The 25089-nt window shown below is 33.8% G+C and carries 23 protein-coding genes, 1 tRNA gene and 5 pseudogenes; 22 read left to right on the forward strand and 7 right to left on the reverse strand.

All coding sequences use genetic code 11. The features are described from left to right. The 7 genes and pseudogenes from EB239_RS08340 (at nt 1) to EB239_RS08370 (ending at nt 7712) form a co-directional block, all read left to right on the forward strand. Entirely contained in the window at nt 1-993 is a 993-nt protein-coding gene (locus EB239_RS08340; RefSeq protein ID WP_003871449.1) for a FecCD family ABC transporter permease, read from the forward strand. A 4-nt stretch (nt 994-997) separates the two neighbouring features. Further along, nucleotides 998-1798 carry an ABC transporter ATP-binding protein gene (locus EB239_RS08345; RefSeq protein ID WP_003871448.1) on the forward strand — a complete coding sequence of 267 codons (801 nt, stop codon included), beginning with the start codon at nt 998-1000 and terminating at the stop codon, nt 1796-1798. Beyond that, nucleotides 1791-3173, forward strand: a complete 1383-nt coding sequence (locus EB239_RS08350) for a cobyrinate a,c-diamide synthase (RefSeq protein WP_129545132.1) — start codon at nt 1791-1793, stop codon at nt 3171-3173. Before EB239_RS08345 ends, EB239_RS08350 begins: the two co-directional genes overlap by 8 nt. Before the next feature lies 1 nt (nt 3174). Continuing rightward, on the forward strand, nt 3175-4698 hold the full coding sequence (locus tag EB239_RS08355; RefSeq protein WP_006569215.1) for a cobyric acid synthase: 1524 nt from the start codon (nt 3175-3177) through the stop codon (nt 4696-4698). After that, nucleotides 4698-5636, forward strand: coding sequence for an adenosylcobinamide-phosphate synthase CbiB (gene cbiB / locus EB239_RS08360; RefSeq protein WP_003871598.1), 939 nt, complete (start codon nt 4698-4700; stop codon nt 5634-5636). The genes EB239_RS08355 and cbiB overlap by 1 nt, the downstream gene beginning before the upstream one ends. After that, nucleotides 5633-5935, forward strand: a pseudogene (locus EB239_RS08365) (ECF transporter S component); the annotation flags it as partial. The gene cbiB and the pseudogene EB239_RS08365, both read left to right, overlap by 4 nt. A gap of 139 nt (nt 5936-6074) precedes the next feature. Next, entirely contained in the window at nt 6075-7712 is a 1638-nt protein-coding gene (locus tag EB239_RS08370; protein WP_003869710.1) for a transposase, read from the forward strand. A 137-nt stretch (nt 7713-7849) separates the two neighbouring features. Here EB239_RS08370 and EB239_RS08375 read toward each other — a convergent pair. Next, nucleotides 7850-8335 (reverse strand): annotated as a pseudogene (locus EB239_RS08375) (transposase); the annotation flags it as partial. A 158-nt stretch (nt 8336-8493) separates the two neighbouring features. Between EB239_RS08375 and EB239_RS08380 the strand changes: the two are divergent. Both EB239_RS08380 and dhaL read left to right on the forward strand, forming a co-directional pair. Next, nucleotides 8494-9912, forward strand: coding sequence for a transposase (locus tag EB239_RS08380; RefSeq protein ID WP_003871455.1), 1419 nt, complete (start codon nt 8494-8496; stop codon nt 9910-9912). 315 nt (nt 9913-10227) lie between these two features. Continuing rightward, entirely contained in the window at nt 10228-10701 is a 474-nt protein-coding gene (gene dhaL, locus EB239_RS08385) for a dihydroxyacetone kinase subunit DhaL (RefSeq protein WP_451919117.1), read from the forward strand. 672 nt (nt 10702-11373) lie between these two features. On the opposite strand, the gene EB239_RS08390 is transcribed toward dhaL, so the two are convergent. After that, nucleotides 11374-12792: a transposase gene (locus EB239_RS08390; protein ID WP_129545072.1), complete on the reverse strand. Its 1419-nt coding sequence runs from the start codon at nt 12790-12792 to the stop codon at nt 11374-11376. 607 nt (nt 12793-13399) lie between these two features. Between EB239_RS08390 and EB239_RS08395 the strand changes: the two are divergent. The 4 genes and pseudogenes from EB239_RS08395 to EB239_RS08410 all read left to right on the forward strand — a co-directional run. After that, a pseudogene (locus tag EB239_RS08395) lies at nt 13400-14443 on the forward strand (IS1182 family transposase); the annotation flags it as partial. A gap of 139 nt (nt 14444-14582) precedes the next feature. After that, nucleotides 14583-14807, forward strand: a pseudogene (locus EB239_RS08400) (hypothetical protein); the annotation flags it as partial. Continuing rightward, nucleotides 14785-15477: pseudogene (locus tag EB239_RS08405) on the forward strand (ExeA family protein); the annotation flags it as partial. The pseudogenes EB239_RS08400 and EB239_RS08405, both read left to right, overlap by 23 nt. A gap of 199 nt (nt 15478-15676) precedes the next feature. Beyond that, the gene (locus tag EB239_RS08410; RefSeq protein WP_003869742.1) at nt 15677-16081 is read left to right on the forward strand and encodes a transposase; all 405 of its coding nucleotides are present in this window, start codon (nt 15677-15679) and stop codon (nt 16079-16081) included. 296 nt (nt 16082-16377) lie between these two features. On the opposite strand, the gene EB239_RS08415 is transcribed toward EB239_RS08410, so the two are convergent. Further along, a tRNA-Leu gene (locus EB239_RS08415) sits at nt 16378-16466 on the reverse strand. Between the two features lie 154 nt (nt 16467-16620). On the opposite strand from EB239_RS08415, the gene hflX reads away from it, so the two are divergent. After that, entirely contained in the window at nt 16621-17862 is a 1242-nt protein-coding gene (gene hflX / locus EB239_RS08420; RefSeq protein WP_003869743.1) for a GTPase HflX, read from the forward strand. Here hflX and EB239_RS08425 read toward each other — a convergent pair. Then, nucleotides 17852-18334 (reverse strand): DUF3189 family protein, encoded by a 483-nt coding sequence (locus EB239_RS08425; protein WP_003869744.1) that lies wholly within the window; start codon nt 18332-18334, stop codon nt 17852-17854. The genes hflX and EB239_RS08425 overlap by 11 nt on opposite strands. Before the next feature lie 220 nt (nt 18335-18554). Here EB239_RS08425 and EB239_RS08430 point away from each other — a divergent pair, with 220 nt between their 5' ends. From EB239_RS08430 to EB239_RS08440, 3 genes are all read left to right on the forward strand, one after another. Further along, a complete protein-coding gene (locus tag EB239_RS08430) occupies nt 18555-18983 on the forward strand; it encodes an NUDIX hydrolase (protein ID WP_003869745.1) in 429 nt (142 codons plus the stop codon). Nucleotides 18984-19072: 89 nt separating this feature from the next. After that, a complete protein-coding gene (locus EB239_RS08435; protein WP_003869746.1) occupies nt 19073-19723 on the forward strand; it encodes a YigZ family protein in 651 nt (216 codons plus the stop codon). 84 nt (nt 19724-19807) lie between these two features. Then, nucleotides 19808-20218, forward strand: coding sequence for a CoA-binding protein (locus tag EB239_RS08440; protein ID WP_003869747.1), 411 nt, complete (start codon nt 19808-19810; stop codon nt 20216-20218). Between the two features lie 26 nt (nt 20219-20244). Here the strand turns inward: EB239_RS08440 and EB239_RS08445 are convergent, their stop codons facing one another. Both EB239_RS08445 and EB239_RS08450 read right to left on the reverse strand, forming a co-directional pair. Further along, nucleotides 20245-20598: a sulfite exporter TauE/SafE family protein gene (locus EB239_RS08445; RefSeq protein WP_003869748.1), complete on the reverse strand. Its 354-nt coding sequence runs from the start codon at nt 20596-20598 to the stop codon at nt 20245-20247. Further along, entirely contained in the window at nt 20595-20951 is a 357-nt protein-coding gene (locus tag EB239_RS08450; protein WP_003869749.1) for a sulfite exporter TauE/SafE family protein, read from the reverse strand. Before EB239_RS08450 ends, EB239_RS08445 begins: the two co-directional genes overlap by 4 nt. 131 nt (nt 20952-21082) lie before the next feature. On the opposite strand from EB239_RS08450, the gene cysK reads away from it, so the two are divergent. Continuing rightward, nucleotides 21083-22003 carry a cysteine synthase A gene (cysK, locus tag EB239_RS08455; RefSeq protein ID WP_003869750.1) on the forward strand — a complete coding sequence of 307 codons (921 nt, stop codon included), beginning with the start codon at nt 21083-21085 and terminating at the stop codon, nt 22001-22003. Nucleotides 22004-22063: 60 nt separating this feature from the next. Continuing rightward, nucleotides 22064-22804 carry a YebC/PmpR family DNA-binding transcriptional regulator gene (locus tag EB239_RS08460; RefSeq protein ID WP_003869751.1) on the forward strand — a complete coding sequence of 247 codons (741 nt, stop codon included), beginning with the start codon at nt 22064-22066 and terminating at the stop codon, nt 22802-22804. Between the two features lie 19 nt (nt 22805-22823). Here the strand turns inward: EB239_RS08460 and EB239_RS08465 are convergent, their stop codons facing one another. Next, nucleotides 22824-23270, reverse strand: coding sequence for a chemotaxis protein CheW (locus EB239_RS08465; protein ID WP_003869752.1), 447 nt, complete (start codon nt 23268-23270; stop codon nt 22824-22826). A gap of 110 nt (nt 23271-23380) precedes the next feature. Between EB239_RS08465 and EB239_RS08470 the strand changes: the two genes are divergently transcribed. From EB239_RS08470 to ruvA, 3 genes are all read left to right on the forward strand, one after another. After that, nucleotides 23381-23947, forward strand: a complete 567-nt coding sequence (locus tag EB239_RS08470; protein WP_003869753.1) for a hypothetical protein — start codon at nt 23381-23383, stop codon at nt 23945-23947. Nucleotides 23948-24028: 81 nt separating this feature from the next. Further along, nucleotides 24029-24526, forward strand: a complete 498-nt coding sequence (gene ruvC / locus EB239_RS08475; protein WP_003869754.1) for a crossover junction endodeoxyribonuclease RuvC — start codon at nt 24029-24031, stop codon at nt 24524-24526. Beyond that, nucleotides 24523-25086 (forward strand): Holliday junction branch migration protein RuvA, encoded by a 564-nt coding sequence (ruvA, locus tag EB239_RS08480; protein WP_003869755.1) that lies wholly within the window; start codon nt 24523-24525, stop codon nt 25084-25086. The genes ruvC and ruvA overlap by 4 nt, the downstream gene beginning before the upstream one ends. The last annotated feature ends 3 nt before the right edge of the window (nt 25087-25089 follow it).

Here is a 25089-nt window from a genome sequence, read left to right on the forward strand (position 1 = left end):
GTGGGAGTAAAAAAAGGGATATATTTTGGTACAGCCTTTTCACTGCTTGTCTTTACCATGATTTTATCAATTTCTGCAGGGGCGGTAAAAATACCCCTGCAGGAGATTTTAAATGTTTTTTTGGGCGGTGGCAGTGAAACCTCTAGGACAATAATCCTTAATTTAAGACTTCCAAGAGCTATTGAATCTGCGATTGTAGGTATGGGACTTTCTGTTGTTGGGACATTTTTTCAAGGACTTTTGAGAAATCCAATGGCAGACCCTTATGTATTGGGTGTATCATCAGGAGCGGCTTTTGGAGCTACTATTGCGATAATATTAGGGTTTGGAATATTTGGACTGAGTTTTATGGCATTTATTACTTCTTTAATGACTGTGTTTTTTGTGTACACTATCTCTAGAACTGGCACAAGAGTATCCATGACCACAATGTTATTGGCAGGTATAGCTATAAGTGCTTTTATGTCTGCAATTATATCTCTCATGATGCTTTTAAACCATGATGAGTTTTCTCGAATTGTTTTTTGGACTATGGGAGGATTTAGCCTCATAAATTGGAATAGTGTGGTCTTTACTACTCCTATAATAGTAATTGGCTCTTTTGTGATGTATGTATTTTCAAGGGATGTAAATGCGATATTGACAGGAGAAGAAGTTGCCGAACATTTAGGTGTCAACACAGAACTAGTCAAGAAAATAATTCTTATTACAGGGTCTTTGGTGACTGCAACTGCTGTGTCAGTTGGTGGAATTATAGGTTTTGTGGGACTTATTGTGCCTCATATATCAAGGCTTATTGTAGGACCTGACAATAGAATTCTTGTACCTTTTAGTGCTATATCAGGAGCGATATTTTTAACTTTTGCAGACTTATTAGCACGAATTATTTTAAAGCCAATGGAAATTCCAATTGGGATAATTACAGCAGCATTTGGAGGACCATTCTTTTTATATCTGTTAATAAAGAGCAAACAAAAAAGTGAAGGAATGTGATGATATGGCCATTTTACAGGTAGATAAATTACATTTTTCTTATGGAGAAAGGGAAGTTTTAAGAGGGATAGATTTCACCATAAATAAAAATATGGTGATAGGGATAATTGGTGCAAATGGAAGTGGCAAGACTACTCTTTTAAAAAATATATCAGGGTATTTGACGTCAACTTATGGTAATGTCTTTGTGTTAGGGAAAAATATCAAAGACTTTACTATAAAAGAAAAGGCAAAATATATAGGTTATGTGCCTCAAGATATAGTTTACGACTTTGAATTTAGCTGTTATGACGTAGTAATGATGGGAAGAATTCCTTATCTTAAAAGGTTTCAGTCGGAGAAAAAAGAGGACAGAGATATTGTAAGAGAGTGCATGGAAATTACAAATACATGGCAGTTTAAAGACAAAAGCATAAAAGAGTTAAGCGGCGGTGAAAGGCAAAGAGTGTATATAGCGAGGGCATTAGCACAAAAAGCTCGAATTTTACTCATGGATGAGCCAGTTTCTCACCTTGATATAAAATACCAAGTTGAAATACTGTCTCTTGTAAAAGATTTATCCTTAAAAGGGATACTTGTAATTATTGTGCTTCACGATATTAACCTCGCTTCACAGTTTTGTGATGAGATTTTCATAATGAAAGAAGGCAAAATAATAGCATCTGGGTCTCCCGGAAATGTTTTAACATTGAACAACATAAAATCAGCCTTTTCAATAGATGTGGAAGTGTTTGAAAATCCCATCACCCATACTCCTTACGTCATTCCATCGCTAAATGGAAAGGAGCAACTCAAAGTTGTGTAAAGCTGTAATGATTGCAGGCACCCATTCAGGGGCCGGTAAAACTACTGTAAGCCTTGGGCTTATGGGAGTGCTGTCAAAAAGGTATAAAGTTCAGCCTTTTAAAGTAGGTCCAGATTATATAGATGCTGCTTATCAGCGATATGTCACAGGGAATTTTTCCTGCAATCTCGACTTGTACATGTTGGGGGAACAAAACCTTAAATCGCTTTTTTACAAAAATGCCTGCAATGCTGACATTTCTATAATTGAAGGTGTTATGGGAATGTACGATGGGATTGATACTACAAAAAAGGGGAGCAGTGCTGACATTGCGAAAATTTTAGATATTCCTGTGATTTTAGTTGTAGATGCTTCTTCTATGGCGACAAGTGTATCAGCTTTAATAATGGGTTATATGCACTATGACAGGGAAGTAAAAATTAAAGGGGTGATATTAAATAAAGTTGGAAGTGAAAAACACTATGCCCTTTTGAAAGAATGCATAACAAGAGATTTAGGTATTGAGGTTTTTGGCTATCTTCCAAAGGATCCAAAATTAGATTTGCCAGAAAGACACTTAGGCCTTGTACCGATATATGAGATGCCAGAAATTAAACACAAGTTTGATACCTTATATGATTATATTGAAAAATACATTGATATAGAAAAAATTCTTAATGTAAGTGTAATTGACTGTTCAAATACATTTAGAAACACGATTGGTGAGGGCCATGATTTAAAAAGGGTAAAAATAGGGTATGCGTTTGATGAGGCTTTTAATTTTTATTACAAAGAGAGTTTGGAATTTTTTGAAGAAATGGGAGCAGAGCTTGTACCCTTTAGTCCTCTTAAAGATTATAAATTACCAGATGAAATATCGGGTTTGTACATAGGGGGAGGATTTCCAGAGGTTTTCGCGGAGAGGCTTAATAAAAACAAAAAAATGTTGAAATCGGTTAAAGATGCAATAGATTCAGGTATGCCTGCATATGCAGAGTGTGGCGGCTTTATGTATCTCACAAAAAGCATAACAGATTTACAAGGAAATACTTTTGAAATGGCAGGAATTTACGATTTTGAAACTGTCATGACAAAAAGGCTTCAGAGATTTGGCTATGTTGAGGCAGAAGTTATTGAAGATGACGTCCTTTTTAGAAAAGGGGATAAAATAAAAGGGCATGAGTTTCACCACTCAATAATAAAAGGTTTTTCACAGAAAGCCTCATACGTTGTGCATAAACCGGGAAAAGAAAACGCTTGGGAATGTGGATTTGTGCATAAAAATTGCCTGGCGACGTATGTTCACATAAATTTATACACATATAAAGAGGCTGTCAAGAGGTTTGTTGACAAATGTGTTCAATACCGAAACTCAAATGCTTTTCAGGAGGATTAATATGGCACTTAAATTGATGATACAAGGGACCGCATCGTCTGTTGGCAAAAGCTTGTTGGTTGCCGCTTTTTGCAGAATTTTCAAGCAGGATGGTTACAGAGTAGCCCCTTTTAAGTCTCAAAATATGGCTTTGAATTCCTATATAACCGATGAAGGACTAGAAATAGGAAGAGCACAAGCTATGCAGGCGGAAGCGGCAGGAGTTAAGCCTTCTTATCACATGAATCCAATACTTCTAAAGCCCAGTTCTGATAAAAAAAGCCAAGTTGTTTTAAGAGGCAAAGTTTATAAAAACATGTCTGCAGCCGAATACCACCAATTTAAGCCACAGCTTTTAAAGTTTATTAAAGAGGACTTTGATTTTCTTGCAAGTCAAAATGACATTGTTGTAATAGAAGGAGCTGGAAGTCCTGCAGAAATAAATTTAAGGGATAGAGATGTCGTAAACATGGGTATGGCAGAGATGGTAAATGCACCAGTACTTCTTGTAGGAGATATTGATAAAGGCGGTGTATTTGCTTCAATAGCTGGCACTTTGCTCCTTTTAAAAGAAAATGAGAGAAATCGCATTGAAGGTGTACTTATAAACAAGTTTAGAGGAGACATTGAAATATTAAAGCCGGGTTTGGAGATGTTAGAAAACATTGTACACAAAAAGGTTTTAGGTGTTGTCCCTTATATGGATGTGCACATTGATGAAGAGGATGGGGCGACGGAGAGATTTTATCGTAGGAATACAGAAGGAGATATAGAGATTGCAGTTATAAATCTTCCCCACATATCGAATTTTACGGATTTTGAACCTCTTGCTAAAGTTCCCGGAATAAAGCTTCGCTATGTGAATAAAGGGGAAAGGATTGGAGATTGTGATGTTGTTATAATTCCGGGAACAAAAAACACAATTGGAGATTTGCAAGCATTAAAAGAATATAGGATTGATAAGGAAATTTTTGAAATGAGAAAAAAAGGTAAATTTATAGTCGGCATTTGTGGAGGATACCAAATGCTGGGAAAAGTCATTAAAGACCCGGGAAGAATTGAAAGTACAACTTCAGAAATTGAGGGACTGGGACTTTTGGATATAGAGACTGTAATTGAAAATGAAAAGACAACAACCCAAATTAAGGCGGTTATTCGCAATAATTTACCATCAATATTATCACCTCTTAGAAATATTGCTGTAGAGGGATATGAAATACACATGGGGCAAAGTCGAATTTTGGGAGATTGTCAGCCTTTTTCAGTAATAACTCATAGAAATGGAGAAAAAATCGAAGTCTATGACGGTTGTATAAGCGATGATGGAAAAGTGTTTGGAACTTACATACACGGAATTTTTGAAAACAGAGAGTTTGTCAGGGAATTTATAAATATTGTGAGAAAATCAAAAGGACTTTCTCCTATAGAGGAAATTATTGATTACAAAGAATTTAAAGAAAGAGAATATGATAAGCTTGCAGATATTGTGAGAAAAAGTATCGACATGAAAGAAGTCTATGAAATTATGGAGAGGTATAAAGATTAATGGAAGTGGTATTAGCCTACTTATTAGATTTGTTGATAGGAGACCCTGAAGGATATCCTCATCCTGTAAGAATTATAGGGAGAGTGGTATCACATTTAGAGAGTATACTTAGAAAATATGCTAAAAGTGACAGAGCTTTAAAAATAGCAGGTTTTATACTGTGTGGACTTACAGTAACTTTGGCATTTGCAGCAACATATGTACTACTTTATATTGCAGGACTTATACATCCATATTTAAAGTATGCTTTAGATGTTTTAATTATATATACCTGCCTTGCTACAAAAGACCTTGGTAAAGCTGCTGGAAGAGTATACGAAGCGTTGGCAAAGGGTGATATAGTTGAAGCAAGAAGAAGATTATCTTATATAGTCAGTAGGGATACAGATAGGCTTGATGTTGAGAATATATCCAGAGGAGCGATAGAAACAGTTGCAGAGAATATATCAGACGGTATAATAGCCCCTATGTTTTACGCGTTTATAGGAGGTGCGCCGCTGGCTATCTTTTATAAGGCAGCAAGCACTCTTGATTCTATGGTAGGCTATAGAAATGAAAAGTACCTCGATTTAGGATTTGCTTCTGCAAAACTTGACGACATATTAAATTTTATCCCTGCTCGCATAACAGGTTTTTTGATTGTTATAGCTGCTTTTCTCTTAGGCTATGATTATAAAAATAGTTGGAGGATTTTTTTAAGAGATAGGTTGAAACATCAAAGTCCAAACAGTGCTCACGGAGAAGCAGCAGTTGCCGGTGCTTTAAATATACAACTTGGAGGGCTCAATTATTACTTTGGAAAGCCTGAGCTTAAGCCAACTCTTGGGGATGGAAAAGAAAAAATTACTCCACAGCACATAAAAGACAGCATAAAAATAATGTATATGACTTCATTTTTAGGTATTGTGGTGTTTTATATAGGGAGGAGATTGATGTGAAAGAAAAAGCAAATGCATTAAAAAATGTTAAAACTCTTACTCTTGTTGCTATGCTTATAGCCTTAAGTGCAGTAGGTGCTCTCATAAAAGTTTTTAACACAGTTGCTTTCGATTCAATGCCAGGATACTTTGCCGCATTATACCTTGGAGGTTGGTATGGAGCCCTTGTGATAAGTTTAGGGCATATGCTTACAGCAATTACTTCTGGATTTCCTTTAGGGCTTACAAATCACATATACATAGCAGTGCAAATGGCATTATATGCCTATTTGTTTAAATTTTTTTATCGAAAATTTGATTCTAGTGTAAAAAGCCTCTTTTCTTTATGAAGAAGTATAAATATAAAATAGATTGAATAAATAAACATAAAAATATAGGTAGTACAAATTTTCATAGAATTATGTTAGAATCAAAGAAGCAAAAATTACAACAAATGGGGTGTTGCACTTGTTTAGAGAAAACAGCGACCATTTTCAACAATCTTTATTTGAAAGTGTTAACTTCATGGATTCAAGGATAAAGGCTAAACTAGAAAAATCATGGGCACCCATATTCTATAAATACGTGTTCTGCAACATCGATGAAAAACCCTTTTCAGTCTTATACAGTGATACAGGAAGGCCTAACTTCCCGGTTAACATACTCCTTTCCCTGGAATACATAAAACACCTTAAAAACTACTCTGATGATGAACTTATTGAAAACTTTAACTTCAATTACCTGATAAATTACGCTGTAGGAATAAGGACATTAGGAGGCATGAACCTTTCAGAGAAAACCTTGTATGACTTTAGATCAAGGATATACCAATACCTCATAAAACATCCTGAACAAGAGGACTTGATATTCGGGCAATTTCTAAATCTTACCAGTATTTTTGCCAAAGAAGCAGGCATATCCATGAAAGAACAGCGCATGGACTCCACCATGTTCATGTCAAACATCAAAAAAGCAGGAAGAATCGCCCTTGCCTTTGATGTACTTTACAGGGCAGTAAAATCCATCCCTGAAGATAGACTTTCAGAGAACCTGAAAGAAGTCCTCAACCCTAAATTCAAGACAGAAGTGATACATAAAACCAAGCCTTCAGAAAGCGAAAGCAGGCTCGAAATACTCTTGAATCTGTGCCAAGAAGCAAAGGAAACAATCGAAAACATTCCCGGACTTGAAAAATCCGATGCATATAAAATCCTCGCAAGATTCCTGTCAGAACAGGCGTACTACGACGAAAAAACCAAGAGGCTCAAGGCCAAAGACAGCAAAAGCATACCCAGCGATTCCCTTCAGTCAGCATACGATGAGGATGCTACTTATCGCAAGAAGGGGAACAAAGCTGAAAGCGGATACGTTTTAAACCTCAGCGAAACCTGTTCAAAAGAAAATCCCTTCCAGCTCATAACAGACTATACGGTAGAAAAGAACATAAAAAGCGATGTAGAACTTTTAAAAGAAAGACTACCTATTGTAAAACAAAATACTGAATGCCAAGAAGTCTATGTAGACGGTGGTTATTACTCCGAAGAAGTAGTGCAAATTGCAAAAGAAAACGGTGTGGAACTCCACTTTACCGACTTAAGCGGCAGGAAGCCTATTTCTAGGATATCAGTGACCGAATATGAAATAGATGAAGAAACGAAAGTGATAACGAAGTGCCCAAGGGGAATAATACCCATCCATGCCGGTGTTAAGAAGGGGCAGACGGTGGCCCATTTTCCAAAAGAAGCCTGTGCAATGTGTGAATTGAAAAATCAATGTTACTGCAAAGAACAGAAAAAAGATTACGTGGTGAGGATAAATCTAAAATCGATAGAAGCAGCCAAACAACGGGAAAAGATAGAATGTAGGTGTGAGGAAGACAAGAGCAAAAGAGCTGCAATAGAAGGTACCAATTCAGCCTTGAAGAGGGGTCATGGTCTTTCGAAGCTTCGAGTAAGGGGACTTGTAAAATGTAGAGTAAACGTAGGCTTAAAGGTATTGGCCCAGAACTTTAAGCGTTTTGCAAGATACATGTTGGAGCGAGCTAAAAAAGCTATTCCAAAGGTCCGAGGGGGAAGTGTGCCCATATTGGCCCAATAAATGGTAATAACGTATTATAAAGGTAAAATATAAGCTTTTCTTGGCGGACTTTAAACTGGATTTTTGTTATCATAGGTGCAAATTACCACAATTTACCTAAATAAATTTGTCAAAGTACAGAAAAGCAGATTCTAAAATTGAGTTTCTACACTAGAATCATTTTTAGAAAAAGACTTAGGGTTATTTAACTTAGTGTTAGCTTTAATAGGGGTAGAATCCATGGAAATAAACTCACCGGAGATAATACCCATATTTTTGAGGATATTGACCTGATTTTGAAAAATAGAGGTCAAATAATCATGAGAGAAGTCATTAATAAAACGGCGAAAAGTCCAATAAGAAGGAAGAGGTTTAGAAATGTCGAAGCCACAAAGATGAGCAATGATAAGATTATTGCGGAGATAATCTAAAAGGTCAGAAATTGTGCCGAATCTTTCAGCTTTCATGACAATAAAAGCTCTAAAAAGTGCATGGTGAGAATAACCCTTACGGCCAGGACTAGAGGAAGGGAATTCAGGTATTGAAGACAGGTCAAGATTTTCAAACATAGAAGAATAGAAATCAATTTTAGACTGAGAGGTAAAGAGTTCAGGTATATTTAAAAGCAATTGAAGCTGGTACATGTAGAATTTCCTCCTTCTTAAAAAATTTTTTAGGTCTTTGCAGAATCCCAAAATCCTTATGGATTAAGGGATTCTGCTATATATTTTCAAAGGAATTCCTCCACTTTCGTCGAATTTATATAGAGAACCAAATCCCAAAAAGAAATGGAGGAAATCCTATGAAAATCAAAGCTAAACAACTTTCTCTCTCCGATATTTACGATGATGTTCAATCCTTCTTTGAAGAAGATAAACCCAAGTTTATTAAACTCTTTGATTCCTTTATTGATTTATCTGAACTTATTCCACCTTCTTTTTACGCCCATTATTATTCTCACTTCGGGCGTCATAGGGATTTTTCTCTTGAATCTATGCTCACTTCTTTGATTATCCAAAAAATTCTCTCTATCCCTACTGTTCAACTCCTTGTCCATGTTCTTAAGCTCTCTAAAGAATTAAGAGAGCTTTGTGGCTTTAAAAGAGTCCCTCATCCTTCTCAATTCTCTAGATTTAAATCCATTTTCCTCAAAGATTTGGAGAATTTCTTCAATAATCTTGTTAATTTAACTGAGCCTATTTGTCAGGCTATTAATCCTTCACTTTCTAATATCCTCATCGCTGATACTACTGGCTTTCAACCTTATGTCAGAGAAAATAATCCTAAGTTCTTTGATTCCCTTTATAGAAATATTAAAAAGTTCTCTAAATCTAATCCTGATTTTGATGCCCACTCTTATGCTTGTTCTAAAATGCCTAAGTTCGCTCACTCTAATCCTGATGCTAAATTCTCTTATATTAATGGCCATTATTGTTACTCTATCAAAGCTACCATCCTCACTAATGGCTTAGGCATTATTCAGCATATTAGTTTCTATGACGATGATTCTTTAAATGTCAATACTGCTAAATCTGCTGCCGAGTCTAAAGATTTGTACGATTCTAAAACTTTAATCCCTTCTCTTAAGGAATTCTTTAATTTACATCCTAATTTCTCTTATAGATACTTCTTAGGTGACGCTGGGTTTGATTCTTTTGATAATTACAAATACTTGTTCTCAGAGCATGGCATAATCCCTATTATCCCTATTAACCCTCGAAATTCTAAAAACTTACCTCAGCCTACTTTTAACTCTGATGGTATCCCTACCTGCCCCCGTGACCCTTCTCTTAAAATGTCCTATGATGGCATCGTCCGGGAAAAAGGTAGAACTACCAGAATTAAATGGCTTTGCCCTATGTCCAAAAAAGTTAGACTAAACGGTAAAACTACTTATATCCTTCAATGTGATAACCCCTGTACCTCTTCTAAATGCGGCAGAATATTCTATACTACCCTTGATATTGATTTTAGAAAAAACACTGTTGTCCCTCGTAACTCTAAAAAGTGGTCCAAACTTTATGAAAAACGCCCTATTATTGAAAAATCTATTTCTCTTTTAAAAAGTTCTATCGCTGTTGATAGCTTTAAACTCATAAATACCAGGTCAATCAAAGCTGATGTTTTTCTTGGGGCTATCACTCAACATATTGGTTTAATTATTACTGCAAAACTTGGTACTTTTGAACATCCTTTATCTTTGAAAAAACTTTTGGCTTGATAACTTGTTCTTATGGTTTGATTCGTTTGTCACCTTTTTACATTAAAAAGGTGTGTTAGGTATTGTCTTTTTTGAATTTGTATCTTTCTTCCATTTCTCTTTTCCCCTCTTGAGCGTGCCTTTAAAATGTAATTTCTTTATTTTGTTCCTTGTAATGTAACTTTTTTACTCTAATATTTATCTCATTTTGCAATCACCTAAAAAAATTTTTTATAGTGTATATATAATAATTCGACAAATGGGAGGGGAAATCCTACATAAAAGATAAAAAATTCAAGAGTGATAGGAAAAAAGTATGTCTGTAGAATGGCTTAAATTAAGGCTTCTGAATTTTGCACAAGTCTATTTTTCTTTAAAAAAGTAGGGATGGCTTTATTATCTAAAGTTGGTGGTGCTGCAGGACCATTGTATGGGAGCTTTTTTATGAAATTTGGAGAACCGGCGGAAAATAAAGAAGAAGTTGATTTTGAAGTTTTTTACAATATGTTTAAAGTGGCAATAGAATCGGTTGAAATGAGGGGTAAAGCTGTAATAGGAGAAAAAACGATGGTTGACGCTTTAAGGCCTGGGTTGTATGCTTTTACAAAGGCTATAGAAGAAAATATAGAGCCCAAAAAAGCGTTTGAAATATTTGTAGAAGCAGCTAAGAAGGGTGCAGATTCTACTATTCCATTGGTAGCAAAAAAAGGTAGAGCAATGAGACTCGGAGAAAGGGCAATAGGGCACCTTGATCCAGGTGCAGCTTCGTCAGTATTGATATTGGAGACATTTAGAAATAATTTACCGTAATTAGGGGAGTTTTTTGGTAGAAGAAGAGGATTTTGTTTATCCTAAGGTAGGACAACTTTTTAAATAAACAAAATAACAATATTGTACTTTGAATACACGTAAATTCGGAGTTAAATTGGACAGGTATAATCGGTACTTTTAAAATTGAAAAAATGGTGAAATCTAATGCCAAAGTTTAGCAAGTAATTAAAAAATTAAAAGATTCACAGATTAAAAAAATAGGAAATCCTTGAGAAGCTATAAGTTCTCTTAAAGGATACGAATAAATAGTTGAATAGAGAATTTTTTGTACAATTGAAAAAGCAAGCATAAAGTGATAATTAGGATTTGATTTTCCTGGGAATTCCTTTATTTTATTTTTTGAATTCGGCTACGATATAAATTTTACAGGATTAGGGGAATTCGTTTAAAAATATGTAATAGAATTCCTTATTTATAAAATAAGGGTTCTACAAAAACCAAAAAATGAATTTAGGTGATTGCAAAATGAGATAAATATTAAAGTAAAAAAGTTACATTATCAGGAACAAAATAAAGAAATTACATTTTAAAGTCATGCTCAAGACGGAAAAAGAGAAATGGAAGAAAGATACAAATTCAAAAAAGACAATACTTAACACACCTTTTTAATGTAAAAAGGTGACAAACGAATCAAAACATAAGAACAAGTCATCAAGCCAAAAGTTTTTTCAAAGATAAAGGATGTTCAAAAGTACCAAGTTTTGCAGTAATAATTAAACCAATATGTTGAGTGATAGCCCCAAGAAAAACATCAGCTTTGATTGACCTGGTATTTATGAGTTTAAAGCTATCAACAGCGATAGAACTTTTTAAAAGAGAAATAGATTTTTCAATAATAGGGCGTTTTTCATAAAGTTTGGACCACTTTTTAGAGTTACGAGGGACAACAGTGTTTTTTCTAAAATCAATATCAAGGGTAGTATAGAATATTCTGCCGCATTTAGAAGAGGTACAGGGGTTATCACATTGAAGGATATAAGTAGTTTTACCGTTTAGTCTAACTTTTTTGGACATAGGGCAAAGCCATTTAATTCTGGTAGTTCTACCTTTTTCCCGGACGATGCCATCATAGGACATTTTAAGAGAAGGGTCACGGGGGCAGGTAGGGATACCATCAGAGTTAAAAGTAGGCTGAGGTAAGTTTTTAGAATTTCGAGGGTTAATAGGGATAATAGGGATTATGCCATGCTCTGAGAACAAGTATTTGTAATTATCAAAAGAATCAAACCCAGCGTCACCTAAGAAGTATCTATAAGAGAAATTAGGATGTAAATTAAAGAATTCCTTAAGAGAAGGGATTAAAGTTTTAGAATCGTACAAATCTTTAGACTCGGCAGCAGATTTAGCAGTATTGACATTTAAAGAATCATCGTCATAGAAACTAATATGCTGAATAATGCCTAAGCCATTAGTGAGGATGGTAGCTTTGATAGAGTAACAATAATGGCCATTAATATAAGAGAATTTAGCATCAGGATTAGAGTGAGCGAACTTAGGCATTTTAGAACAAGCATAAGAGTGGGCATCAAAATCAGGATTAGATTTAGAGAACTTTTTAATATTTCTATAAAGGGAATCAAAGAACTTAGGATTATTTTCTCTGACATAAGGTTGAAAGCCAGTAGTATCAGCGATGAGGATATTAGAAAGTGAAGGATTAATAGCCTGACAAATAGGCTCAGTTAAATTAACAAGATTATTGAAGAAATTCTCCAAATCTTTGAGGAAAATGGATTTAAATCTAGAGAATTGAGAAGGATGAGGGACTCTTTTAAAGCCACAAAGCTCTCTTAATTCTTTAGAGAGCTTAAGAACATGGACAAGGAGTTGAACAGTAGGGATAGAGAGAATTTTTTGGATAATCAAAGCAGTGAGCATAGACTCAAGAGAAAAATCTCTATGACGTCCAAAGTGGGAATAATAGTGGGCATAAAAAGAAGATGGAATAAGTTCAGATAAATCAACAAAAGATTCAAAGAGTTTGATAAATTTGGGCTTATCTTCTTCAAAGAAGGATTGAACATCATCGTAAATATCTGAGAGAGAAAGTTGTTTAGCTTTGATTTTCATAGGATTTCCTCCATTTCTTTTTGGGATTTGGTTCTCTATATAAATTCGACGAAAGTGGAGGAATTCCTTTGAAAATATACAGCAGAATCCTTTAATCCATAAGGATTTTGGGATTCTGCAAAGACCTAATTAGCAATTAATTAAGGAGGAATTTAAGTGTCCATAAAAAATAAAAATAGCTTAAAAACAAATCAATTTACTAATAATCAAACAAATTAATCTACTAATCAAAACATACAAAATGAACTAACTGTACCTAATTGGGTTAAACTTTTAACAACTGGAAATGTTCCTGAAATGAGAACAGTAAAAAAAGGCTTTTCGCTAGATAATGAACAAAATTCATCAAACAATACCCCAAACAATTCTACATTAAAAAATAAAACTTTAAAAAAATTACTTACATAGAAATTAGTTGAAGACGACGTTATAACATAGAGTAGTCAAAAAGAGATCTCATAACTTCTCAAAAATTTTCAAATTTTTATAGAAGCTAGCAGGCTCAAAGCCTGCTCAGACTGTTGATAAAATATCGGGAACCCGTTATGATGAAAAGGGTTCCTTGTTTTTTTAGTAGTATGAAGCAAAAGAGGAAAGGAGAAACAAGATGTTATCAAAGAAACAGGATGCCAGACATCAAATAGAATTTGTAAGCATAGATCAGTTAGTTCCAAAAGATCACCTTTTAAGGAAGATAGAAAGAGTCATAGACTTCAGTTTCATATATGATTTAGTAAAAGAGAAATATTCCGAAGATCACGGCAGACCAAGCATAGATCCAGTAGTATTAGTAAAAATCCTGTTTATTCAGTATCTTTTTGGCATACCCTCAATAAGGAGGACAATATCAGAGATAAAAACAAACGTTGCATATAGGTGGTTTTTAGGGTATGGGCTAACAGAAGAAATACCTCATTTTTCAACATTTAGCCAGAACTACATAAGAAGATTCAAAGGGACAGACATATTTGAGAAAATATTTACGAAGATTTTAGAAGAAGCAATAAGGCATGGGCTAGTAAATGCGGAGGAAGTATTCATAGATTCAACCCATGTAAAAGCAAGTGCCAACAAGAAGAAATACACCAAAGAAATAGTAGAACAAGAAGCCAGGACTTATCAAGAAAAACTAGAAGAAGAAATAAACAAAGATAGAGAAGCTCATGGCAAAAAGCCATTAAAGAAAATCAAGAAAATAAAGACGAAAGAAGTGAAAGTAAGCAAAACAGACCCAGATAGCGGAATGTTAAACAAAAACGGAAAAGAAAAATGTTTTGCATATTCTTTTCATACAGCCTGCGATAAAAATGGATTTGTATTAGGAGTAAAAGTAACAGCTGCAAATGTCCACGACAGTGTAATGTTTCAAGAAGTATTAGAAGAAGTTGAAAAGAGAGTAGGAAAACCGAAAGCAATAGCAGTAGACGCAGGCTATAAAAATCCGTACATATTAAAGACAATATTTGATAAAGAAATAATACCAGCAGTGCCGTATACAAGACCAATGACAAAAGATGGTTTCATGAAAAAGCAGCAGTACGTATACGATGAATATTATGACTGTTACATATGCCTACAAAATGAAATATTAACATATGTTACAACCAATAGAGAAGGATATAGAGAGTACAAATCAAATCCAGAAAAATGTTGTCATTTCTCAAATTAATTTAGCCCAAAACCGATAAAATTTTTCAGATTAAATAATCTTGTGATAAAATTAATGCTAAAGGAATTTGATAAATTTTTTCAGATTCCTTTAGCATTAATTTTAATTGGAGAGGTTACTTATGCAAATAGTTTTCCATGTTGATAACATTGAAGAATATTTACATAAAGGTAAAGATTACAATTTCCCTGCCCCGCCAGATAGATGTCCTCATCCCGATTGCAAGTGTAAAGTAAAATTAAAAAAGCACGGGTTTTATTACCGTTACTATTTAGTTGGACTTAACTGTGTAAAAATAGCCAAAAGAAGATATATATGCCCTGTATGTACAAGAAACAAGGGGTATAGGACTTATCGTTGGGGAGGCCGGTTCAGGCAAATCTACCGCATTAAAAAGATATGCTGAAAGCCTCAACCGTTCTACATTTAAGCCATGTTACTTTGCCCTTTCTACACTCACAGTGAGAGAATTCTATCAAGCATTGGCTATGATTTTAGGCGAAACACCCTCATACAAAAAAGTAACGCTCTTTCACCAGATACAAAGAGCGATAACAGAACTTTACTATAGCCAGAAGATAACTCCTGTCATAATATTAGATGAAATACGACTGGTTTCTAATGATGTTCTTGAAGATTTGAGAATAATATTTAACTTTAATATGGATTCTCAAAACCCGTATATATTGATACTTTCAGGACAACCACACATAAGAAACAAACTAGCCTTGAATGTAAACAGTGCACTAAGGCAAAGAATTTCTATAAAGTATGTGATGCAAGGGCTAAAAAAAGAAGAAATTCAAGATTATATAAAAACAAGAATAAAAATAGCCGGAGTGGTGAATGATATATTTACACCATCAGCATATGAAGCAATATATTCTCTAACAAAAGGGCTCCCAAGGATAATAAATAACCTGGTAACAGCTTCTCTTCTCTATGCGTATTCTAAAAGGCTAAGAGAAATAGATGAAGAAGTAATATACCAGGCACAAAATGAAATCAGTTTGTGAGAGTAGTAGCTTTCGCTACTCTCATTTTTTATTATACATCAATTAACCCAAATTGCCAATAACAGATATTAACATATTTTAGCGGTAATGCTCTTAAAAAGTGAAAAAAATTTTTAATCAGGCTGTGATAATTTGAGAAAAAATACTTTTATGCACTTAAAAAATGCCATTATAATTTGAAAATCTTTGGAGATTTAATTTGAGAATTGACAGTAAGCTTTTTCTTGCAAAATATGATACTTTAACAACAGAACAAAAAGAAGAATTGGAAGTAATGTTCTGGTACAGTGATGACTTAAGAATAGCATACCTTTTAAAAGAAGAATTTAATGATAAAGTATTAAAATGCAAAAATTCAAAGGAAGCAAAAATAGAATTAAAAAGATGGATACAGTTAGCTAAAGAAAGCAAAATTGATGAATTTAAAAGATGTGTGCAAGTATTTAACCGTTGGTTTGAAGAAATAACAAATGCCTTTGATATACCATATACTAATTCTGCAACAGAAGGTTACAATAATAAAATTAAGGTGCTAAAAAGGCTTGCATATGGCTATAGAAATTTTCATCGATTTAGAAAGAGAATATTATATTGTAATGCTTAATGTTCTAACTTAATACTATTTTTAGTGATAAAGGATATTCAAGGATATTATAGAGCTTTGATGAAAAGGCATATATAAATATCTACCCATACTTCTAGCTATATCTCTTATCATAACTAATAATTTACAAATATTACCATATTATGTGATAAGATTTATAGGTGGGCATTCAGAAAAATATCCACCCCAACTATTGACAAAGAGCCTATTTTTTATGTTTGCAAAATGTTTGCAAAGTGATATAAAAAACCAAAAGCCGTTAGCAAAGTGCTAACGGCTACATTTCTTGATTTTTCTGGTGCCGAAGGTGGGAGTCGAACCCACACGGGGTGTGAGCCCCACTGGATTTTGAGTCCAGCGCGTCTGCCAATTCCACCACTTCGGCGAGTTACTACATTTCATATATTATCACAGGTTAATGAAAATTTCAATACCCTTTTTATAAAAAGTGCTATTAATTTACCTATTTCATTATTTATAAATTCCTTTATTTGTGATATATTTATATTTACAGCACATTTTTCAAGGTTGGTGATGTTATGGAAGAGTTAAACAGAAATAAGAAAATAGAACGAGCTATTTTAGTAGGAATTATTTCTACACCTGAAGATGAAGAAAGCATGGAAGAATTAAAAGAACTTGCTTTAACAGCTGGAGCTGAAGTAGTAGGAGTAATGACACAAAAGCGCAATACAATTGACAAAGCTCACTATATTGGTAAAGGAAAGCTGGAAGAATTAAAATTCTTTGCTGAAAATCAAGAAGTTGACCTTGTCATTGTCAATGATGAACTTACTGGTACACAAATTAAAAATATGGAAGACTTTTTAAATGTAAAAGTTATTGATAGAACAAATCTTATTCTTGATATATTTGCAAAAAGAGCAAAGTCAAAAGAAGGAATGTTACAAGTAGAATTAGCTCAATTGAAGTATCGACTGCCACGTCTTGCAGGTCTTGGTGGACAACTTTCAAGATTAGGTGGAGGAATAGGTACAAGGGGTCCTGGTGAGACAAAATTAGAGACAGATAGAAGGCATATAAAGAATAGAATAAAAGCGATAGAAAAGAAGTTAGAAGAAATAGAAAGGCACAGAAGTTTACAAAGGGAAAGGCGTAAGAAAAACCGTATTCCTGTGATAGCTATAGTAGGGTATACAAATGCAGGAAAATCCACGCTGCTTAATGCTTTAACTAATGCAGAAGTATACGTTGAAAATAAATTATTTGCAACACTTGATCCTACTGCGCGGAGACTTGTTTTGCCTTCAGGGAGAGAAGTAATTTTGATTGATACTGTAGGTTTTATTAGAAAGTTGCCTCACGACCTCGTAGAGGCTTTTAAATCTACGCTAGAAGAGGTTAAATATGCAGATTTATTGCTTCATGTAATTGATGTGACTTCACCAGATATGGAGGAAAAGATAAAGGTTGTAGAAAAGGTTCTTTCAGATTTAGGGGCTATTAATACCCCTAAGATAAATGTTTTTAATAAAATTGACCTTTTGGAAGTTGTACCTAAAGGAAATGAAAGAGAAGTTTATATTTCTGCAAAAAATAAAATTGGATTTGATAAGTTATTGCAAGCAATAGAAAGAGAAATTTTTAAAGATGTGGAAGTAGTGAATTTTCTATTGCCTTATGATAAGACTAAAGAATACAATTATTTAAAAGAAAAAACAAAAATAATTGGAGAAAATTATAGTGAGAAAGGGATAATGATAAAAGCCGAAGTTCAAAAAGAAATAAAGGAAAGACTTAAAGATTTTATCATCGTTTAATAGCGTTGTACTCTGCTTTTTCTTGAGCCTTTACGTTTTTAACTATTTGAACAATTTTTTTATAAGCTTTTTGCGTACCATAAATGACTAAAGGTCTTCCTATAACAGGAAATTTTAAAGCAATAGAAGTAAATCCTCCAATTTTCATAATCCAGTTTGTAGCACCAGTCGTGTCAATCAAAAGCAGTCCTTCGTTTGTATTGAATATATGATAGTATAAATCTTTAAGAGCTGGCTCAATTAACTTTTTAGCATTTTTTACTCCCATAGAATACACGTTGTTGCCATATTCATCAGTGCCAATAGGAACGATGTGTCCCGGGTCATTTTGGCCATTTAGTTTATCAAATAAAGGTATACTTTCTAATTCTTCTTTAGAAGGAATTCTGTCCATTGGCAGTTTTACAGTATGTATATAAGCTGCTATTACAGAAGTATGGGTCCCACCATAACAGTGATAAATTATATGCATTTAAAACTCTCCTTCCTTGCTTTGTACATTAGATATTTTTTATAATTTAAAGATTTTTATACTGGTAAATTAATTTTCTTGTGGAAAAATTAAATTTTGATGTATAATTGTGGAGATGTGCGAAAAAATAAAAATAAAATTAAAAATTTAAGAAGGAATTTAAGAGTTTTTAAAGAATATTATATTAGGAGAAAAAATAAAAATTTTAGGGGGCTTGGAAATGTTAATAAGAGATTGCGCTGGAGGAGTTGTATTCAAAGGAGACAGTGTATTTATCCTCAAAAATGATAAGGGAGAGTGGGTGTTACCCAAAGGGGTTATTAGAAATAATGAATTGCCTATTGATGTGGCTATAAGGAGAGTCTGTGCTGAAACAGGTCTTAAATCTGTTGAAGTCCTTTCTACTGCTGGTGAAACCAGCTACGAATTCTATTCTGTCACCCGTCAACGTCCTGTCTTTAATAAAATCACTTGGTATCTCATGATTACCGCCGATGAGGAATTTAATATTAGCAAAGAAGATGGTTTTGTTGATGGAGGATTTTATCCTATAGACAAGGCTTTGGAGATGATTACCTATAGTCAAGACAAATCACTTGTAAACGTTTCTTATTTTAAATATAAGACGTTGACGAAGGCTCTGGCGTAAAGCGAAAAAGCTTTAATAAAGCCTTATAAAGCCGGCAACGGCTTTATTTTTTGATTATAATTTGGTATAATGACAAAAGGGGTGCTATTTTGGCTAAAAGTTATAAAACACTATACTCTTACGGAGTTGCTGAAATCGAAATAAAGCGTTCCAGATTTATCGGACATGCTAAACCAGTTTCTTCAGAGGAAGAGGCGATAAAATTTATAGAGGAAATTAGGGCAAGTCACAGAATGGCAACCCATAACGTTTATGCTTATGTTATTGGAGAAAATGATGAAATTCAGCGTTTTAGTGATGATGGAGAGCCTTCTGGTACAGCAGGCATACCTGTATTAAATGTAATAAAAAAAGAAGGATTAAAAAACGTTGCTGTTGTAATTACAAGGTATTTTGGCGGAATATTGTTAGGAGCAGGAGGATTAGTGAGAGCTTATACAAAAGGGGCAAAAGTTGGTATTGATGCTGCTGGAATAATAGAAAAAATACCTGCGAAAAGAGTTATACTCACTTTTGATTATACTTTCCTGGGAAAGATTCAAAATGAGCTTTTAAAAAAAGGTTATTACATTAAGGATACTATATATTCAGATAAAGTTTCTATAGTATTACATATTGAAGAAAACCATCTATTAGAATTTCAAACTTTTATAAACGATTTGACAGGTAAAAAGTGTGATATAAAAATTGAAGAAGATGTGTACCTTTTAAAAAAAGGCGATGAATATTATGGAACATAAACTTTATCTCTTATAAAATGGTGAGAGAAAAGTAAATAGGGGTACATTAATTTAAGCCCCTATTGAATTAGGAGGTAAAAAAGAATGGAGTGGGATTATTCCTACATAGATTATGTGGAAGAAGCTATGAAAAGAAAAGTGTGGGCTGTAGTAGGAGCACTCCCTCGAGAGAGTAAATATGGCTATCAAATTTACCGAACTCTTAAATTGAACGGGTATACAGCTTATCCTGTTAATCCAAAATTTCGAGAAGTAGATGGAGATCCTTGCTATGACTCTTTATCCAGCTTACCTGTAATACCAGAAGTTGTAGATATGGTAGTTCCTCCTAACAGAGGTGAACAGTACGTAGAAGAAGCAGCAAAATTAGGTGTGGAATTTATTTGGTTTCAGCCAGGGGCAGAAAGTGAGGAGCTGGTGGAAAAAGCTAAAAACCTTGGGCTAAAAGTTATTTATAATACCTGTGTAATGTTGGAAACAGATAAGAGAAAATAAGAGGAGAGCCATCTCCTCTTATTTGACTATTTGCGAGGTTTTGAGGAAAATTCGTATATTCCCATACAGAATAAAAAAACAGCGAATATTTTTTTTAATATAAAGGCTTTTGTAATTGCTGCTATAATAGCTCCAACAAAACTTCCTATCATTCCACCTATTATTATAAGCAATATGATTTTATACTTTATGTTTTTACTTTTAAAATGGTATATTAATGCAATAATTGCTGTAGGAATAAAAGAAAAAAGATTAACGCTTTGAGCAATGTGTTGCTCGGTTCCAGTAAAGATTGTCAAGGCAGGGATGAGAATTGTCCCTCCTCCAATTCCCATTCCTCCTACAATTCCTGAAAAAAGTCCTATTAGAAATAGTTTCATGATATCCACATCCTGACGGAAGCTATAAGCATTATTATTCCAAAAATTTTTCGTAATAAAGGAATGGAAATTTTATTAAGAAAATATGCACCAATAATTCCTCCCATCGTACTTCCTAGAGCTATGTTAATAGTTAAAGGAATGTCGATTATTTTATTTTGCAAATACACTAAACTACTGACTAGAGTGATAGGAAGTATAATTGAAATTGCCGTAGCATGAGCCTTATGGTCTTCTATACCAAGTAAAAATACCAATGCTGGAACTATTAAAGTGCCTCCTCCTGCCCCTAAAAGACCGTTTACGATACCAGTTATAAAGCCTATAGAGAAAAGTTTTAGTTTATCAGTCATTTTTATCACCTTTTGTAGCTTGATATTATTATTTTTTCTCTAAAATCTTTTGATATTCTAATTTCCATTTGACATGTCTAGCGTAGAAAGTTTAAAATTTTTATAGTAATGTACAAATGGAGGTAAATTTTATGATTGCCAACAATGTTTTTGAGCTGATTGGAAAAACGCCAGTAGTTAAGTTAAATAAAATTGTGGAGAAAGAATGGGCGGAAATTTATTTAAAATTAGAATTTTTTAATCCTGGAGGCAGCGTTAAAGATAGGGTAGCTTTTTCCATGATAGAAAAGGCAGAAAAAGAAGGAAAATTAAAAAAAGGAAGTGTAATTATTGAACCTACCAGCGGAAATACAGGTATAGGGTTGGCGATGGTAGGGGCAGCAAAAGGGTATAAAGTAATAATAGTTATGCCTGATACTATGAGCATGGAAAGAAGAATGCTTTTAGCGGCGTATGGGGCAGAAGTAGTTCTTACCCGTGGCAAATTGGGGATGGAAGGCGCTATAAAAAAAGCAGAAGAATTAGTAAGGCAGAATAAAAACTATTTTATGCCACAACAGTTTGAAAATTTTGCAAATCCTTTAATCCATGAAGAGACTACTGCTAAAGAGATAATTGAAGATTTTAACGAGGGTCTTGATGCTTTTGTTTCAGGTGTAGGTACGGGGGGAACTATTACAGGAGTAGGAAAAATATTAAAAAATAAATTTTCTAATATAAAGATTATTGCGGTAGAACCTTATTCAGCAGCAGTGCTTTCTGGTAAAGAGCCTGGACCTCATAAGATTCAAGGGATTGGCGCAGGCTTCATCCCTAAGGTGTTAGATAGAAATGTCATAGATGAAGTAATTGCTGTAAAAGATGAAGATGCCTTTGAGGTGACTCGCCTTTTGGCAAAAAAAGAAGGCATACTTGGAGGAATTTCTACAGGTGCTTCCTTATGGGCAGCAATTGAAGTTGCTAAGAAGTTAGGCAAAGGTAAAAAGGTTTTAGCAATAGCTCCTGACAGTGGAGAGAGGTATTTAAGTACACAACTTTTTAGAGAAGATTAGATTTACAAGCCATAAATTATTGTGTTAAAATATTTTAGACACAGTAAAGGAGGTTTTTTTATGTCAGGGCATTCAAAATGGGCTAATATAAAACACAAAAAAGAGAAAATGGACGCTAAAAAGGGAAGAATTTTTACAAAGCTTACCAAAGATATTATAAAAGCGGCTAAAGAAGGCGGTGGAGACCCTAACACTAACAGTAAATTAAGAGATGCTATAGAAAAGGCAAAAGCTAATAATTTGCCAAATGAAAATATACAAAGGGCTATTAAAAAAGGTACCGGTGAATTAGGAGGAGCTAATTTAGAAGAAGTAATATATGAAGGATACGGTCCTGCGGGTACTGCCATAATTGTTGAAGCTTTGACTGACAATAAAAACAGAACTGCTGGTGAAATAAGGCATATTTTTGATAGGCATGGTGGTAGTTTAGGAGCAGCTGGTTCTGTTACATGGATGTTTGACAAAGTCGGAATTATAATTGTTGAAAAAAATGATTCTATTGATGAAGACGAATTAGCGATGGTTGCAATAGATGCAGGTGCGCAAGACTTTTCTGCAGAAGATGAAGAATTCGAAATAATTACTGAACCTTCAAATTTTCAAGAAGTAAAAGAAGCGATTGAAAAAGCAGGCTATAAAATTTCTGAAGCAGAAGTTACTATGCTTCCTAAAAATACTATACAACTAAGTCCTGAAGACTACGAAAAATTTGAAAAGTTAATTGACAAATTAGAAGAAAATGACGATGTACAAAACGTTTATCACAATGTGGAAATAGAAGACGAAGATGAGGAATAAAAGAAAGAGATAGAAGAGGCTAAATTTCTTCTATCTCTTTCTTTTCTTTTTCTGTTAAAACTTTATGTAAGTCTAAGTTGATGATTAATCTGTCGTTTAAATTGATAATAGATGTTATGTACTCTTTCCCAATTCCTTTTATTATGTCTGGAGCTTCTTGTATGGAACTATCGTCTACATGTAAAACTTCTGTTACTGAGTCTACGATAAAACCTACTGGTCTGTTAGTGACATTTACTACGATAATCCGATTATTGTCATTTTTTTCTGATAAAGGCAAATTGAAGCGCTTTTTTAAATCTACAATAGGAATAACTGTTCCTCTTAGGTTAGTTATGCCTTCTACAAAAGAGGGGGCATCAGGTACTTTAATAATCGTTTGAAGCCGTATAATTTCTATTACCTGATTAATGTCTACGCAAAAGTCTTCATTGTTTAATTTAAAAACTACAATTTGATTTGCCACTTTACCATCTCCTCCCTTATAGATATTATTCGATATTTTTTGACAAAATCCTGCAAAGAGAATAAATTTTTTAAAATTGGTTATAATTACATAAAACAGGAGGAGATGTTATGAAAAAGCTAATTTCCTATAAAATGGTTGCCATATATTTGTTAGCTATATTTATAGGAGTGATGATTGGATATTTAATTAATGTTAAAGACAATGAAAAGCAAAGAACAGAAAAAAATATAACTTATGAACAGAGGATTTCTTCTCAACAAGAAGCTCTTGCTAAAAAATTAATTTCCCGAAGTAAACTCATATTTGAAACTAAATATCTTGAAAATGGAGAAATAGTGCGTGAAGTTCAAAATTTAACCCCTTCTCTTTATGGGAAAAGCAAGGAAGAAATTGCGAGGATATATAGTGATTGGGAAGTTAAAAGTTTTGATGAAGACGAAATAGTTCTCTATAGGGAAAAAGAAGGATTACCTCCAGATTATTATATAATTACTAGTATGAATGGATATGTGGTTTTATTAAAAAGTGACGGAAATGGCAATAAAGAAATTGTAGAGAAAACAGACATACCTTTGGACAGTTTAACACCTTTTGACAGAGAAAGGGTGATGAAAAATATAATTACAAAAGACAAAGATGAAGCATACCAAATATTAGCAAATTTGAGCTCTTAAGTTCTCCTATGCGTTTAGGAGAACTTTTTCTTGTTTATAAAGTCCATTGATGTTAAAATAAATAAAAGGAGAGGAGATATAATGAGGGTATTAGGGATAGATCCTGGAATTGCCATAATGGGCTATGGTATAATAGATTACAAATCCAATAAGTTTACTGTTATAGACTACGGTGCAGTTACTACAAAAGCTGGTATTGATAAGGCTTTGCGCCTACACGATATATATAATGGAATTATATCACTTATAAAATCTTACAGTCCTGATGTAGTAGCTATAGAAGAGCTTTTTTATAATAAAAACGCAAAGACTGTCATAACTATTGGGGAGTCCAGAGGAGTTTCTATTTTAGCTGCTGTCAATTCGGGAATAAAGGTTTTTGAATATACTCCTTTGCAAGTTAAACAAGCAGTGGTAGGGTACGGAAGAGCAGATAAATATCAAGTCCAACAAATGGTGAAGGTTTTATTAAATCTTGAGGAAATTCCTAAACCTGACGATGTAGCTGATGCATTGGCAGTTGCTATATGCCATTGTCACAGTAACAATATGATTGAAAAGCTGGGGTATTCAAGATGATTGAGTATATTAGAGGGATGATTGAAGATATTGGACAAGATTATGTAGTGATTGACTTTATGGGTATAGGTATAAAGGTTTTTGTCCCATTTTCTACTTTGAAAGTTTTACCTTCTAAAGGAAATATAACCAAGCTTTATACATATTTACATATGAGAGAAGATGGTTTCCAAATTTTTGGCTTTAAAACAAAAGAAGAGTTAGATTTATTTGAGAAATTATTGTCTGTTAGTGGTGTAGGGCCTAAAGGAGCTTTGTCTATTTTGTCCGTGGTTTCTATTGATAATTTTGTAAAAGCAGTTAACGTAGGCGATTATAAAGCTCTTACGATAGCTCCGGGAATAGGCAAGAAGACTGCTGAGAGAATTATTTTGGAATTAAAAGATAAGCTTCCAAAAGAAATAGTTTTTGAAGGTGATAATAATTTTTCAAATGAGGCTTTAGAAGCTTTATTAGCTTTGGGTTATACCAAAAGTGAAGCTATTTATGCTTTGGCAGATATCACCTGTGATAGCGTAGAAGAAGCTGTAAAGCAAGCTTTGAAAAAATTAATGAAATAGGGT

Origin of the sequence: Thermoanaerobacter ethanolicus JW 200 (assembly GCF_003722315.1) — a bacterium.
GTDB lineage: Bacteria > Bacillota > Thermoanaerobacteria > Thermoanaerobacterales > Thermoanaerobacteraceae > Thermoanaerobacter > Thermoanaerobacter ethanolicus.

What these genes read in the sequence shown, in the direction of transcription:
- EB239_RS08345 (WP_003871448.1), top strand. Translation starts at nt 998, where the DNA reads ATGGCCATTTTACAGGTAGATAAATTACATTTTTCTTATGGAGAAAGG.
- EB239_RS08355 (WP_006569215.1), top strand. Translation starts at nt 3,175, where the DNA reads ATGGCACTTAAATTGATGATACAAGGGACCGCATCGTCTGTTGGCAAA.
- cbiB (WP_003871598.1), top strand. Translation starts at nt 4,698, where the DNA reads ATGGAAGTGGTATTAGCCTACTTATTAGATTTGTTGATAGGAGACCCT.
- EB239_RS08380 (WP_003871455.1), top strand. Translation starts at nt 8,494, where the DNA reads ATGAAAATCAAAGCTAAACAACTTTCTCTCTCCGATATTTACGATGAT.
- EB239_RS08390 (WP_129545072.1), bottom strand. Translation starts at nt 12,792, where the DNA reads ATGAAAATCAAAGCTAAACAACTTTCTCTCTCAGATATTTACGATGAT.
- hflX (WP_003869743.1), top strand. Translation starts at nt 16,621, where the DNA reads ATGGAAGAGTTAAACAGAAATAAGAAAATAGAACGAGCTATTTTAGTA.
- EB239_RS08425 (WP_003869744.1), bottom strand. Translation starts at nt 18,334, where the DNA reads ATGCATATAATTTATCACTGTTATGGTGGGACCCATACTTCTGTAATA.
- EB239_RS08430 (WP_003869745.1), top strand. Translation starts at nt 18,555, where the DNA reads ATGTTAATAAGAGATTGCGCTGGAGGAGTTGTATTCAAAGGAGACAGT.
- EB239_RS08440 (WP_003869747.1), top strand. Translation starts at nt 19,808, where the DNA reads ATGGAGTGGGATTATTCCTACATAGATTATGTGGAAGAAGCTATGAAA.
- EB239_RS08445 (WP_003869748.1), bottom strand. Translation starts at nt 20,598, where the DNA reads ATGAAACTATTTCTAATAGGACTTTTTTCAGGAATTGTAGGAGGAATG.
- EB239_RS08450 (WP_003869749.1), bottom strand. Translation starts at nt 20,951, where the DNA reads ATGACTGATAAACTAAAACTTTTCTCTATAGGCTTTATAACTGGTATC.
- cysK (WP_003869750.1), top strand. Translation starts at nt 21,083, where the DNA reads ATGATTGCCAACAATGTTTTTGAGCTGATTGGAAAAACGCCAGTAGTT.
- EB239_RS08460 (WP_003869751.1), top strand. Translation starts at nt 22,064, where the DNA reads ATGTCAGGGCATTCAAAATGGGCTAATATAAAACACAAAAAAGAGAAA.
- EB239_RS08470 (WP_003869753.1), top strand. Translation starts at nt 23,381, where the DNA reads ATGAAAAAGCTAATTTCCTATAAAATGGTTGCCATATATTTGTTAGCT.
- ruvC (WP_003869754.1), top strand. Translation starts at nt 24,029, where the DNA reads ATGAGGGTATTAGGGATAGATCCTGGAATTGCCATAATGGGCTATGGT.
- ruvA (WP_003869755.1), top strand. Translation starts at nt 24,523, where the DNA reads ATGATTGAGTATATTAGAGGGATGATTGAAGATATTGGACAAGATTAT.